Source organism: Streptomyces sp. NPDC045022 (assembly GCF_056432605.1).
The window spans coordinates 12,494-26,535 of record NZ_JBWKIR010000040.1; the positions used below are offsets into that span (position 1 = coordinate 12,494).

At 72.7% G+C, this 14,042-nt stretch carries 9 protein-coding genes; 6 read left to right on the forward strand and 3 right to left on the reverse strand.

All coding sequences use genetic code 11. The annotated features are described in order from the left end of the window. Positions 1-105: 105 nt before the first annotated feature. Both AC07C1_RS37540 and AC07C1_RS37545 read left to right on the forward strand, forming a co-directional pair. The gene (locus tag AC07C1_RS37540; protein WP_478946596.1) at positions 106-855 is read left to right on the forward strand and encodes a hypothetical protein; all 750 of its coding nucleotides are present in this window, start codon (positions 106-108) and stop codon (positions 853-855) included. A 416-nt stretch (positions 856-1,271) separates the two neighbouring features. Next, complete coding sequence (locus AC07C1_RS37545) at positions 1,272-2,444, forward strand: glycosyltransferase family 4 protein (protein ID WP_478946598.1); 1,173 nt, start codon at positions 1,272-1,274, stop codon at positions 2,442-2,444. Here the strand turns inward: AC07C1_RS37545 and AC07C1_RS37550 are convergent. The 3 genes from AC07C1_RS37550 to AC07C1_RS37560 form a co-directional block, all read right to left on the reverse strand. Then, entirely contained in the window at positions 2,441-4,123 is a 1,683-nt protein-coding gene (locus tag AC07C1_RS37550) for a PucR family transcriptional regulator (RefSeq protein WP_478946601.1), read from the reverse strand. The genes AC07C1_RS37545 and AC07C1_RS37550 overlap by 4 nt on opposite strands. 112 nt (positions 4,124-4,235) lie before the next feature. Beyond that, the gene (locus AC07C1_RS37555; RefSeq protein WP_478946602.1) at positions 4,236-5,618 is read right to left on the reverse strand and encodes an FAD-binding protein; all 1,383 of its coding nucleotides are present in this window, start codon (positions 5,616-5,618) and stop codon (positions 4,236-4,238) included. Positions 5,619-5,683: 65 nt separating this feature from the next. Further along, positions 5,684-7,486 (reverse strand): glycoside hydrolase family 15 protein, encoded by a 1,803-nt coding sequence (locus AC07C1_RS37560; RefSeq protein WP_478946647.1) that lies wholly within the window; start codon positions 7,484-7,486, stop codon positions 5,684-5,686. A gap of 525 nt (positions 7,487-8,011) precedes the next feature. Here AC07C1_RS37560 and AC07C1_RS37565 point away from each other — a divergent pair. From AC07C1_RS37565 to ald, 4 genes are all read left to right on the forward strand, one after another. After that, on the forward strand, positions 8,012-9,679 hold the full coding sequence (locus tag AC07C1_RS37565) for a CTP synthase (RefSeq protein ID WP_478946648.1): 1,668 nt from the start codon (positions 8,012-8,014) through the stop codon (positions 9,677-9,679). Positions 9,680-9,777: 98 nt separating this feature from the next. Continuing rightward, positions 9,778-10,404, forward strand: a complete 627-nt coding sequence (locus AC07C1_RS37570) for an NUDIX domain-containing protein (RefSeq protein ID WP_478946604.1) — start codon at positions 9,778-9,780, stop codon at positions 10,402-10,404. 163 nt (positions 10,405-10,567) lie between these two features. Then, positions 10,568-12,634 (forward strand): tetratricopeptide repeat protein, encoded by a 2,067-nt coding sequence (locus AC07C1_RS37575; RefSeq protein WP_478946606.1) that lies wholly within the window; start codon positions 10,568-10,570, stop codon positions 12,632-12,634. 138 nt (positions 12,635-12,772) lie between these two features. Beyond that, positions 12,773-13,897 carry an alanine dehydrogenase gene (gene ald, locus AC07C1_RS37580; protein WP_478946608.1) on the forward strand — a complete coding sequence of 375 codons (1,125 nt, stop codon included), beginning with the start codon at positions 12,773-12,775 and terminating at the stop codon, positions 13,895-13,897. Positions 13,898-14,042: the final 145 nt, after the last annotated feature.

Below are 14,042 nucleotides of genomic sequence, written 5' to 3' on the forward strand. Positions count from 1 at the left end.
ACGACCGCTGCGCCGTACCTGCCGGAATAGCCAGTCCGTCGCTGTGCCGACTGTCGGAAGCCCAAGGGCAACTGCGGTGGAGGCGGCGGCCCCTAGGGTGGGCGCATGATCAGGTGTGGCGGAAGGAAGACCGGATTCGCCCTGGCCGCCGCTGTGACGCGCGCCGGTGTGGCCGTCCTGCGGAAGACCGCCCCCGGCGGGCGGGCGCGCTGGGAGCGGAGGAACTTCGCCGGGCGGAGTGTCGGGATGTATGCCGGGCCGGCGTCGGCGGTGGCGGCGGCCGTGGGGGCCGCGCGGGTTCACCCCGGTGCCGGGCTCGCGGTGCTGGCGGCCGGGATCTGCGGGGCGTACGACGATGTCGCCGGGGATCACCGGCGCGGCTTCCGGGCGCATCTCGGGGCGTTGCGGGACGGCGAAGTCACCAGCGGTGCCGTCAAGTTGTTCGGGATATCGGCGGCGGGGCTGCTGGCGGGCGCCTTCCTGAAGGAGCGGCCGGTCGACAAGGTGCTGGCCGGTGTCGTGATCGCCGGGGCCGCGCACTTCGTCAACCTTGTCGACGTACGCCCAGGGCGGGCCGTGGGCGCGGTGCTCGCGCTCGGGGCGCCGGGGCTGCTGCGCAAGGGGCCGGGCGGCGAACTGACCGCGTCCGCCATGGGCGCCGCCGCGGCCGTGCTGCCCGACGACCTCGGCGCGCGCATGATGATCGGGGACACGGGCGCGCACGCGCTCGGGGCGGCGCTCGGTACCGCCGTGGTCGCGGGCAACCGGCGCGCGGGGCTGCTCGCGCACGCCGTCGCCGTCGTGGCCGCCGCCGCGTACGGGGACCGGGTCACCGCGTGGGCGCGGGCACTGTGAGGGACTGCGCCGGCCGGGACCGGGGTCTGTGAGAGTCTGAACCCGTCGTACCCGGGCGGCGTGACAGTCCGAACCGGTCGTACGCGCGCGTCGGGCGAGCCGGTTCTACACGGACGTCGTGAGGGTCCGGCCGCAGCGAACCGGGTCGCACACCGTTCGACCGGGCCGGGGTTTCTTTCACCCGTGTGGGTGACGTGCTCCGGCGCATTGCCCCGGCCCGCCGCACGGTGCGCCCGCCCGGGTTTCCCGGAACGGCCGTACGTCCTGGCATGCTTGGCAGCGAACGCGGGGCGGGCGGCGGGCCGGAACAGTCCACGCCGCAGGCACGCGGGCTACGTCCTTCCACCCCCCTGAGCCCGCTACCTTCTGTACGTTTCCTCGTGACCACCCCACGCCGAACCAGGAGCCCCGGCCCCGTGAGCCCCCTGAGCAGCAACGCAGCGCACGGCCAGTCGCCGTTGCGCACCGTGCAGGTGCTCGGCGGGGGCAACGCCGGCAGCAGTGCGCACGTACGTTCCCTCGCCGAGGGGCTCGTGGCGAGGGGCGTACGGGTCACGGTGTGCGCCCCCGTCGAGGCCGACCGCGCCTACGACTTCACCGGGGCCGGCGCCGAGCACGTGCACGTGCCCCGCAGCAGCGACCCGGCCTCCGTGGCCGCGCTCCGGGCGGCCTGCGCCGATGCCGACCTGGTGCACGCGCACGGTCTGCACGCCTCCTTCCGTGCCGTGCTCGCGCTCGGCGGCCGCAGCACCCCGCTGGTGGTCACCTGGCACAACCGGGCGCGCGCGGAGGGGGCACGGGCGCATCTGCTGCGGCTGCTGGAGCGGCGGGTGGTGAAGACGGCGACCGTCGTCCTCGGCACCAGCTCCGACCTGGTCGACCGGGCCCGCCGGAGCGGCGCGCGCGACGCCCGGCTCGCGGCCGTCGGCCTGCCGGGTCAGCGCCGGCCCTCCGCCACGCTCGGCTGCGCCCGCGCGGAGGGAAGTCCGTCCCACGACGAGCCCGACCCGCTGCGGCCCAAGGTCCGGGCCGAACTCGGCACCACCGGCCGCCCGTTGCTCATCGCGGTCGGCTCCCTGGACCGGCACCGCGGATACGACGTGCTGCTCGACGCGGCCCGTGCCTGGCGGGAGCTGGACCCCGTGCCGCTGGTCGTCGTCGCCGGGGAGGGCCCGCTGCGGCCCGTGCTGCAGCGGCGGATCGAGGATGAGGAGCTGCCGGTGCGGCTCATCGGCCGCCACGAGGACGTGCCCGAGCTGCTCACCGCCGCCGATCTGGCGCTGCTGACCAGCAGTTGGGAGTCGCGGTCCGTCCTCGCCCAGGAGGCGCTGCACGCGCGCGTACCGCTCGTCGCGACCCGCGTCGGCGGCATCCCGGACCTCGTCGGCGACGCGGCCGAACTCGTCCCGTACGGCGATGCGCGGGCGCTGGCCGAAGCCGTCGTAGGACTGCTCGCCGATCCCGAGCGGCGCGAACTCCTGCGGGAGCGCGGCGCGCGGCAGGCCGCCACCTGGCCGACGGAGGACGAGACCGTCGCCCAGGTGCTCAGCGTCTACGACGAGTTGACCCAGCCGCGGCCGCTGCCCTAAGGGACGTGGCGGCGGGCGCGGAGGGCCAGGCTCAACGCCAGGACCGTCTGCGGGTCGTCGAGGTCGGTGCCGAGCAACTCCCCGATGCGGGCGAGGCGGTTGTAGAGCGTCTGGCGGTTGAGGTGCAGTTCACGGGCCGTCTCGGCCTTGCGGCCGGCGTGCGCCAGGTAGGTCTCCAGGGTCGGCAGCAGCGGTGGCCTGGAGCGGTGGTCGTGCTCGCGCAGCGGCCCGATCGCGCGGTCCACGAAGGCCGCCAGGTCCGGGTGGTCGCGCAGCCGCCACAGCAGCAGGTCGATGTCGAGGCGGCGGGCGTCGTACCAGGGCCGGTCGGGCAGGCCCTGTGCCGCCGTCGCCGTCTCCGCCGCGTGCCGCAGTCCCGCGGACGCGGCCGCCCAGCCGCCCGCCACGCCGACGACCACCACCGGCGGGGGAGAGCCGGGCCGCCGCATCCCGGCACGCTCCACGCCCGCGCGCAGCGCCGCCGCCACCCGGTCCGCGACCGTCGACCGCTCCGACTCCGAGCGCAGCCCCAGCAGCACCGGCACCCGGCCCTCCACCGGCCGCACGCCCAGCAGCACCGGCACCCCCACCGAGGCCAGTTCCTCCGAGACCGCCCGGGCCAGCACCGCCCAGCCGCCGCCACCTTCGGCCCCGCCCGTACGGGCGGAGCCCCCCTCGGGGGAGAGGGAGTCGCCGACCCGCATCACCATGGGCAGCAACGGGCTGTCGCCGGGCTTGAAGCCGAGGACCCGGGCCTGCGCCGGTGCGTCCTCCGCCGTGATCCGGCCCTCGGCGAGATCGGTGAGGAAGTCACCGCGCCCCCGTGCCGCCAGCTCCTCCTCCTGCCGGGCCTGCATCAGCACCACGGCCAGGATGGCCGCCGCCCGCTCGGCGGCGATCCGGTGCACCGGAGCCAGCGGTGAGCGGACCGGCAGCAGGACGAGCCGGGCACGGACCGAGCCCGCCGTGCCGGGACCGCCGCCGGGCACGTCCACCAGCACCGAACCGGCCGGCGGCGGGGCGTCCTTCTGCGGGCCGCGCAGCCCCTCCCAGACCTGCAGCGGATCCGCGCCCTCGGGTCCGGCCCCGGCGGCGTACAGCAGGCGGCCGTCCGCCGTCTCCAGGAACACCGGATTGGCGCCGAAGTCGGCCAGGATGCCCAGCACCTGCGGCACCCCGCCGCCGCTCAGCAGGGCCTCGGTACAGCGCCGGTGCACTTCCTCCGCCCGCTGCAGCAGCGCGTAGTGGCCGTTGACGATCTCGGTGTGGATCTCCTCGGTCACCGTCACGAAGGGCACCTCGCGGTGCAGCTGGACCAGCGGGAGCCCGGCGCTGCGGGCGGTGTCCACCAGGGCGGCCGGCAGCCTGGTGAAGCGTGGGCCCAGCTCCACCACCAGGGCGGCGATGCCCCGCTCGGCGAGGGTGCGTACGAAGGCCCGCTGATCGGCGGGGCGGGTGCCGAGGCCGTAGCCGGTGGTGAGCAGCAGCTCGCCGCCCTTGAGCAGCGAGGCGATGTTGGGCACCTCGCCGGCGTGCACCCAGCGCACGGTGCGTCCCAGCCGGTCGGCGCCCGCCAGGATCTCCGGCAGCCCGCTGCGCAGGCCGGGCAGCTCCAGTGCCCGCTGAACGGTGATCCCGGCGCCCTGGGTGTCGAATCGGTGGTCCGTGCGGCTGTCCATGCAGCGGACGCTACCCGGGGACGCGTTCCGGCGACATCTCCGCGTGGTGACGTGGGGATCATCCGGCCCCTGGTCCCTGGACGCGTGTGGGTGCATTCGGCCGGCGGCCGGCTCAGACGGGCCTGATGTTGTGGTTGAAGCGGAACACGTTGTCCGGGTCGTACCGCCGCTTCACCTTCTCCAGCCGCAGGGTGTTCCCCTCGCCCAGGCCCGCCCTGACCCGCTCGGGGCCCTCGTCCCCGATGAAGTTCAGGTTGGTGGCGCCGGTGCTCCACGGCCGGACGCCGGCGCGGACGTCCCGCACCCAGGCGATCGCCCGCTCGTCGTCGGCCGGGTCCTCCCAGACGGCGAACGGGTGCGCGGCCCAGGCCGCGTCCCGGTACGGCACCGGGTACTCGTGCGGACCGGTGGCGATCGCCCCGCCCTGCGGGAACAGCAGGTGCCGGGTGCCGGTCGGCACCGGCATGCTGTCCCCGCGGGCGCAGAACACCTCCACCAGGTCGTCCGGGAGAGCGGTCAGGCACTCCGCCGACCAGTGGTTCCGCATCCCGGGCGGATCGTCGATCACGCACTGCGCGTCGGCGTACGGCAGGTCACCGGCCAGCTCCACCTCGTGCGGCAGCGCGAGCAGGGGCTCGGCGAGCTTGCGCAGCCCGTCCTCGCCGCCCGCGTAGGTCAGCAGGGCGGCGCACAGCAGCTTGCCCACCAGCTCCGGGGGCGTGAACTCCTCGGACGGACCGGTCAGGTACGCCACCGCACCGCTCAACTCGTCCGGCCCGCCACGGATGATCTCGCGGAAGGTGCGGGTGACGTCCGGTCCGAACCGCGGCAGGAACATCAGCAGGACGATCGAGAACTCCGGCATCTCGTGCAGCCGCAGGGTCAGGGCGGTGGCGACGCCGAAGTTGCCGCCCCCGCCGTGCAGGGCCCAGAACAGCTCGGGGTTCTCGTCGGCGTTCGCGTGCACCCGCTCGGCGTCGGCGGTCACCAGTTCCACGCCCAGCAGGTTGTCGGCGGCGAGGCCGAAGGCCCGGTCCAGCCAGCCGGTGCCGCCGCCCAGGACGAAGCCGCCGACCCCGGTGGTGGAGGCGCGGCCACCGGTGGTCGCGAGGCCGTAGGGCTCGGTGGCCCGGTCCAGATGGCTCATCGTGGCGCCGCCCTCGATCCGGACCGCCTCGGCCGCCGGGTCGACGGTCACCCGGTGCATCCGGCGCAGGTCCACCACGAGCGCGCCGTCGCCCAGTGCCGTCCCGGCCACGCCGTGACCGCCGCCGCGCACCGCGATGTGCAGGTCCAGCTCCCTGCCGAAGCGCACGGCCCGCACCACATCGGTGGCGTCCGCGCACTGGGCGATCACGGCCGGCCGCCGGTCGATCATCGCGTTGAAGACGGTCCGGGCCTCGTCGTAGCCCGGATCCCCCGGGGAGAACACGTCGCCGACCAGATCCTCACGCAGCGCGGCGAGGGCCGCGCCCGCCTTCGACGGGGGAGCCATGGCCGCCCCCTTCCGTGCGGGGCTGGGTGCCCCTCCCAGCGTAGGCGCGCGGCCCGCTGTCCGGGTCAGCCGCCGTACGCCCCGGAGGCCGTCAGCCGCAGCGCGGTGTCGATCAGCGGAACGTGGCTGAAGGCCTGCGGGAAGTTGCCGACCTGGCGCTGCAGGCGCGGGTCCCACTCCTCGGCGAGCAGACCGAGGTCGTTGCGCAGCGCGAGGAGCTTCTCGAACAGCCTGCGGGCCTCGTCCACCCGGCCGATCATCGCCAGGTCGTCCGCCATCCAGAACGAGCAGGCCAGGAAGGCGCCCTCGTCGCCGGGCAGGCCGTCCACGCCCTCGTGCCGGCCCTCCGTCGGGTAGCGCAGGATGAACCCGTCCGGGGTGGACAGCTCGCGCTGGATGGCCTCGATCGTGCCGATCACGCGCTTGTCGTCCGGCGGCAGGAACCCCATCTGCGGAATCAGCAGCAGCGAGGCGTCCAGCTCCTGGGAGCCGTAGGACTGGGTGAAGGTGTTGCGCTCCTTGTCGTAGCCCTTCTCGCACACGTCCCGGTGGATGTCGTCGCGCAGTTCCTTCCAGCGCTCCAGCGGGCCGTCCGCGTCACCGGACTCGATCAGCTTGATGGTGCGGTCCACCGCCACCCAGGCCATCACCTTGGAGTGCACGAAGTGCCGGCGCGGGCCGCGCACCTCCCAGATGCCCTCGTCCGGCTCCTGCCAGTGGTCCTCCAGGTACCGGATCAGCTTCAGCTGGAGGAGGGAGGCGTAGTCGTTGCGGGCCAGGCCGGTCATGTGGCCCAGGTGCAGGGCCTCGGTGACCTCGCCGTACACATCCAGCTGGAGCTGGTGGGCGGCGCCGTTGCCGACCCGGACCGGGGCCGAGTTCTCGTAGCCCGGCAGCCAGTCCAGCTCGGCCTCGCCCAGCTCGCGCTCGCCGGCGATGCCGTACATGATCTGCAGGTTCTCCGGATCGCCGGCGACCGCGCGCAGCAGCCACTCACGCCAGGCGCGGGCCTCCTCGCGGTAGCCGGTGCGCAGCAGCGAGGACAGGGTGATCGCCGCGTCCCGCAGCCAGGTGTAGCGGTAGTCCCAGTTGCGGACGCCGCCGATGTCCTCCGGCAGGGAGGTGGTGGGAGCGGCGACGATGCCGCCGGTGGGGGCGTAGGTCAGCGCCTTCAGGGTGATGAGCGAGCGGACCACCGCCTCGCGGTACGGCCCGTGGTACGTACAGTGCTCCACCCACTCGCGCCAGAAACTCTCCGTCGCCTCCAGCGACTGCTCCGGCTCCGGCAGGCCCGGCGGCTCCTTGTGCGAGGGCTCCCAGGAGATCGTGAACGCGATCCGGTCACCCGGGGCGACCGTGAAGTCGGAGTACGTCGTCAGCGCCTTGCCGTAGGTCTCGGCCTCTGTGTCGAACCACACGGAGTCGGGACCGGCGACCGCCACCGTCCGGCCCTCGTGCTTGTGCACCCACGGCACGACCCGGCCGTAGGAGAACCGCATCCTGAGGACCGAGCGCATCGGCACCCGGCCGGTGACGCCCTCCACGATCCGGATCAGCTGCGGGGCGCCGTCACGCGGGGGCATGAAATCGGTCACGCGGACGGTGCCGCGCGGGGTGTCCCACTCCGACTCCAGGATCAGCGAGTCGCCGCGGTAGCCGCGCCGGGCGGCGGTGGGGGGCTTGGCGTCGGCGGCGTGCGCCGGGCCGAGCCGCCAGAAGCCGTGTTCCTCGGTGCCCAGCAGGCCGGCGAAGATGGCATGCGAGTCGAAGCGGGGCAGGCACAGCCAGTCCACCGTGCCGTCCCGGCAGACCAGCGCGGCGGTCTGCATGTCTCCGATGAGTGCGTAGTCTTCGATGCGCCCGGCCACGTGCAACTCCAGTCGAACGGCCACGTCACCCCCACGCAGGGGGCTGTCGCTAGTGCGGTCAAGGGGTCGTTGTTATGCGTCGTTGAGCGGTGAAGCAAAGCAGCCCGCCGAGCCCTGAGGCAACACGACAGTCCTTGCTCAACGAACTGCCGCGCTCTCGTTGTTCCGGGTGATGCCGGCGGGGGTGTGCCGTTTTTCCGGCCGGGCTCGGCAGAGTGTCCGAGCAGGATACGACGCACGTAGATGATCTGCGTGCCGCTCCGGGCAACCCGTGTGGGCCGAACGAGTGAGCACCGGTGATATCCCTGTGACCGGAGCGTGCCGCCGTGACACCTGTGGCGGCGGAGGGTGCACGGGCGAGCGCGCAGGGTGGCCGGAAGCCATCTCCTCCAGGCGCTGATACGCTGGTAGCCCGTGGACCGGTGGGAGAAAAACCCCCGAACCGCAGCGACGGCACCCCCGGAAGCGTCCGGGCCGAAGCCGTACCGCACGACAGACAGCGACCACGGGAGCCCCCTCTTGGCCATGCCGCCCCCCGCCTTTCGATCGAGCACAGCCACGACGACCAAGCACATCTTCGTCACCGGGGGTGTCGCCTCCTCGCTCGGCAAGGGCCTCACCGCCTCCAGCCTGGGCATGCTGCTCAAGGCCCGCGGCCTGCGTGTCGTGATGCAGAAGCTCGACCCGTACCTGAACGTCGACCCGGGCACGATGAACCCCTTCCAGCACGGTGAGGTGTTCGTCACCAACGACGGCGCCGAGACCGACCTGGACATCGGCCACTACGAGCGCTTCCTCGACCGCGACCTGGACGGCTCGGCCAACGTCACCACCGGGCAGGTCTACAACACGGTGATCGCCAAGGAGCGCCGCGGCGAGTACCTGGGCGACACCGTGCAGGTCATCCCGCACATCACCAACGAGATCAAGCACCGCATCCGGCGCATGGCGACGGACGAGGTCGACGTCGTGATCACCGAGGTCGGCGGCACCGTCGGCGACATCGAGTCGCTGCCGTTCCTGGAGACGGTCCGCCAGGTCCGGCACGAGGTCGGCCGGGACAACGTCTTCGTGGTGCACATCTCGCTCCTTCCGTACATCGGTCCGTCCGGTGAGCTGAAGACCAAGCCGACCCAGCACTCCGTCGCCGCGCTGCGGAACATCGGTATCCAGCCAGACGCGATCGTGCTCCGCTGCGACCGCGAGGTGCCGACAGCGATCAAGCGCAAGATCTCCCTCATGTGCGACGTCGACGAGGCCGCCGTCGTCGCCTGCCCGGACGCTCGCTCGATCTACGACATCCCGAAGGTCGTGCACACCGAGGGCCTGGACGCCTACGTGGTGCGCAAGCTGGACCTGCCCTTCCGGGACGTGGACTGGACGACCTGGGACGACCTGCTCGACCGCGTCCACAACCCCGACCACGAGATCACCCTCGCCCTGGTCGGCAAGTACATCGACCTGCCCGACGCCTACCTCTCGGTCACCGAGGCGCTGCGCGCCGGCGGCTTCGCCAACAAGGCCCGCGTCAAGATCAAGTGGGTCACCTCCGACGACTGCAAGACCCCGGCCGGCGCCAAGGCGCAGCTCGCCGACGTCGACGGCATCTGCATCCCGGGCGGCTTCGGCGACCGCGGTGTGCTCGGCAAGGTCGGCGCCATCCGCTACGCCCGCGAGAACAGGATCCCGCTGCTCGGCCTCTGCCTGGGCCTGCAGTGCATCGTGATCGAGGCCGCGCGGAACCTGGCCGACATCCCGGATGCCAACTCCACCGAGTTCGACCCGGCCACCGGCCACCCGGTCATCTCGACCATGGCCGAGCAGATGGACATCGTCGCCGGTGAGGGCGACATGGGCGGCACCATGCGGCTCGGCATGTACCCGGCGAAGCTGGCCGAGGGCTCCATCGTCCGCGAGGTGTACGACGACAAGGAGTACGTCGAGGAGCGGCACCGCCACCGCTACGAGGTGAACAACGCCTACCGCGCCGAGCTGGAGAAGAAGGCGAACATCCTGTTCTCCGGCACCTCCCCGGACGGCAAGCTCGTCGAGTACGTCGAGTACCCGCGTGACGTGCACCCCTACCTGGTCGCCACGCAGGCGCACCCGGAGCTGCGCTCGCGTCCGACCCGTCCGCACCCGCTGTTCGCCGGCCTCGTGAAGGCCGCCGTCGAGCGGCAGAATTCCAAGTAACACACCAGTTGTACGGTGGCCGGGGTGCATACCTTCAAAGGTGGGCACCCCGGCTTTCGTAGCGGCCGGATTTCTACCTGCGTGTGGGAGGACAGGGCATGACGATCAAGGACACCCCGGAGGAGTGGGAGATCCGGGCGACGGAGACCCCCTTCAGGGGGAACAAGACCTCCGTCCGTACGGACGACGTGGTCATGCCCGACGGCTCCGTGGTGCGCCGCGACTACCAGGTGCACCCCGGCTCGGTCGCCGTCCTCGCCCTGGACGAGGAGGACCGGGTCCTGCTGATCAACCAGTACCGCCACCCCGTCCGGCACAAGCTGTGGGAGATCCCGGCCGGCCTGCTCGACGTGCCCGGCGAGAACCCGCTGCACGCGGCCCAGCGGGAGCTGTACGAGGAGGCGCACGTCAAGGCCGAGGACTGGCGCGTGCTCACCGACGTGTACACCACCCCCGGCGGCTGCGACGAGGCCGTACGGATCTTCCTCGCCCGTGATCTGTCCGAGGCCGACGGGGAGCGCTTCGAGGCGGAGCACGAGGAGACCGACATGGAGCACGCCCGGGTGCCGGTCGACGAGCTGGTGCGCCGGGTGCTGGCCGGTGACGTGCACAACAACTGCCTGGTGGTCGGTGTCCTGTCGCTGGTCGCCGCCCGCGGCGGGGACGGGCTGGACGCCCTGCGGCCGGCCGGCGCGCCGTGGCCGGCGCGCCCGTTCGCGTCCTGACCCCACTCGTCCGGCGTACTGATGTGACCATCGCCTGATCCGATCGGGCGATGTGTCCGCCGCGCTCCTCACGGAACGTCGCAGAGCGTGAACTAGGCTCTGGAAACGCCCGTACCGGAAGATCCGGCGGGCTTGCGCGTGCGGTGGGACGGGAGTGTGGCCCGTGACGGATCAGGCGGTGGACACAGACGATGCGCGGCTGTCCGCGCACCCGGTCGCGAACGGTCATTTCCTGGGCCGTACGCGGGAGTTGAAGGAGCTGCGCGCCGACATCGAGCGCGCGGGCCTGGACACCCTCTCGGGCCGCAAGGCGCCCCGCGCGCGCGTTCTGCTCATCGCCGGCCGCCCCGGTTCGGGCCGGACCACGCTCGCCGAGGAACTCGTCCGGCAGGTTGCCGAGCGTTACCCCGACGGGGTGCTGCGGGCCCGGCTCAGCGAACCCGACGGCACCCCGGTCCCGGTCGAGCGCACCGCCCGGGAGCTGCTGGCCGCGCTGGAGCTGCCCGCCCCCGCCGGGGCCGCCGAGGACGATCTGACGGCGGCGCTGCGCACGGCCCTGGCCGACCGGCGGGCACTGCTCCTGCTGGACGACGCGGCCGGCGCCGACCAGGTCGACGCGCTGCTCCCGGAGGCCCCCGACTGCCTGGTGGTGGCAGTCTCCGGCGGCCCGCTCACCGGTATCGCCGATGTCCGCCCCTGCACCCTGGGCGGTCTCGACACCAAGTCCGCGGTGGAACTGCTCACCGGTTTCACCGGCTCGGTCCGGGTCACCGTCGACCCGCGCTCCGCGGAGAGCCTGGCCGAGGCCTGCCAGGGCCACCCGGCCGCACTGGTCCTGGCCGGCGGCTGGCTCGCCGCGCGCCCCCAGGCCGCCGTATCCGACCTGGCCAAACGGCTGCACGCCGCCGCCGACGACGGCACCGACGGCACCCCGCTGGCCCGCGTCCTGCGGCTCGTGTACGCCCAGCTGCCCGGCTCGGCCGCCCGGATGCTGCGACTGCTCTCCCTCGCCCCGGCCGGCCTGGTCGACCCGCACACCGCCTCCTCCCTCGCCGGCTGCTCGGTCGATGCCGCCCGCGCCGTCCTGGACGACCTCGTCGCCCTCGGCCTGCTGCGCGCGATGGACTCCCCGCTGCCCCAGTACGACGTCCCCGGCTGCCTGCACCCCCTCCTGCGCGCCCTCGCCGAGAGCCAGGAGCGGCCCGCGGAGTTGCAGCTGGCCCGGGCCCGGATGCTGGAGCGGACGGTACGGCTGCTGCAGTCCTGCCGGGCGATCACCGAGACGGACAGCCCGCAGGCCCGGGAGAAGCTGAGCGCCATGCCCCGCGAGGTGCGCTTCCCGAGCCCGAGGGCCGCCGCCGACTGGCTGCGCATCCGGCGACCCGCCCTGCTGGCGTCCGCGCGGGTCGCGGTGGCCGACGGAGAGCTGGACACCCTGGCCAGGCGGCTGCTGTCCCAGCTGGTCAGGGCCATCGTGGCCCATGTCGGCACCCAGGCCGCCGCTCCCGATCTGTACGGCGTCCACGGCCTCGTCCTGGACGTCGCCGAGCGCCGTGGGCTGCCCCGCGAGAAGGCCGCGGCCCTGCTGAACCTGGGCGATCTGGACGCGCAGACCGGCCGCACCCGGGCCGCGCTGGCCCGCTACCGGGCCGCGCTGGACGCCGGACGCGAGGCGAACGACCCGTACGCGACCGGCCGCGCGATGGAATCCGTAGGCGGCGCGTACCAGGAGCTAGGCGACTACGACCGGGCCGCCGACTGGTTCGGCCGGGCCCTCGCCGAGCGGCTGGCCCGCGGCGAGCGCGAACAGGCCGCCCGGCTGTACGGCCGGATCGCCACCGCCCACACCTACGCCGCCCGCTACGGAGAGGCGCTCAGGAACTGGCGGGCCGCCGTCGCCGGCTACCGCAAGAGCGGCGATGTCGCCGCCCACGCCCGGGCGTTGAGCGAACTGGCCCGGGTGCAGGAGTACGCCGGGCGGCCCGAGGAGTCGCTGCGCACCTGCCAGGAGGCGGTGGAGTGGGCGCGGCGCGCCGAGGACGTCCGCTTGCAGGCCGCGCTGCAGCTGCGGCTGGCCGACACTTTGGAGCGCCTCGGCGACCCCGCGTCGGCCCACCTGCACCGGGCGGCGGCCGAGCGCATGCTGGATGAGGAGCCACCGGAGAGCGACGAAAGGCCGGAACAGGACGTTAGCGCCTGCGAAATCCGTAGTGCATCCAACGAAGATTGATGCAATGGAAGGCTAGACAGCCACAACGCCTTCATTAGACTGGCTCTGCCGCACGTTCTCCTGCGGTGTCTCCCGGTGTGCCATGCATGCCTGGGTATGTCATGCAAAGCACCCCCCATACCCTCTGAGCCAAGGACCGTGATCGACGTGAAGGTCGGCATCCCCCGCGAGGTCAAGAACAACGAGTTCCGGGTGGCCATCACCCCCGCCGGTGTGCACGAGCTGGTGCGCAACGGCCACCAGGTCGTCATCGAGCGGGGCGCCGGCCTCGGCTCCTCGATCACGGACGAGGAGTACGTCGCCGCCGGTGGCGCCCTCCTCGACACCGCCGACGAGGTGTGGGCCACCGCCGACCTGCTGCTGAAGGTCAAGGAGCCCATCGCGGAGGAGTACCACCGCCTCCGCAAGGACCAGACCCTCTTCACCTACCTGCACCTGGCCGCTTCCAAGGAGTGCACGGACGCGCTCATCGAGTCCGGCACCACGGCCATCGCCTACGAGACGGTGGAGCTGCCGAACCGCGCGCTGCCGCTGCTCGCCCCGATGTCCGAGGTCGCGGGCCGCCTGGCCCCGCAGGTCGGCGCCTACCACCTGATGCGCGCGGCCGGCGGCCGTGGCGTGCTGCCGGGCGGTGTCCCGGGTGTGACCCCGGCCAAGGCCGTGGTCATCGGCGGCGGCGTCTCCGGCTGGAACGCCACCCAGGTCGCCGTCGGCATGGGCTTCGACGTGACCCTGCTCGACCGCGACATCAACAAGCTGCGCGAGGCCGACAAGATCTTCGGTACGAAGGTCAAGGCGATCATGTCCAACTCCTTCGAGCTGGAGAAGGCCGTCCTCGACGCCGACCTCATCATCGGCGCGGTCCTCATCCCGGGCGCCAAGGCCCCGAAGCTGGTCACCAACGAGCTGGTGTCCCGGATGAAGCCCGGAAGTGTTCTTGTCGACATCGCGATCGACCAGGGCGGCTGCTTCGAGGACTCCCGTCCCACCACGCACGCCGAGCCGACCTTCCGCGTGCACAACTCGGTCTTCTACTGCGTCGCCAACATGCCGGGCGCGGTGCCGAACACCTCCACCAACGCCCTCACCAACGCCACGCTGCCGTACATCGTCTCGCTCGCCAACAACGGCTGGGTGGAGGCGCTGCGCCGCGACGCCGCGCTCGCCAAGGGTCTCAACACCCATGACGGCAAGGTCGTTTACAAGGAGGTCGCCGAGGCCCACGGCCTGGAGCACGTCGAGCTGGCCTCGCTGCTCGGCTGACCCCTGTGACCTGGTGGGTCGCTAAGTCGCCCACAGATAGAAGGCGATTCGTCAACACGGCTCGTCAACATCGCGCACCCGGCCGGACCTTGCCCGACAAGGTCCGGCCGGATGTGTGTATGGTCACTTCGCGACTCTCGGTCAA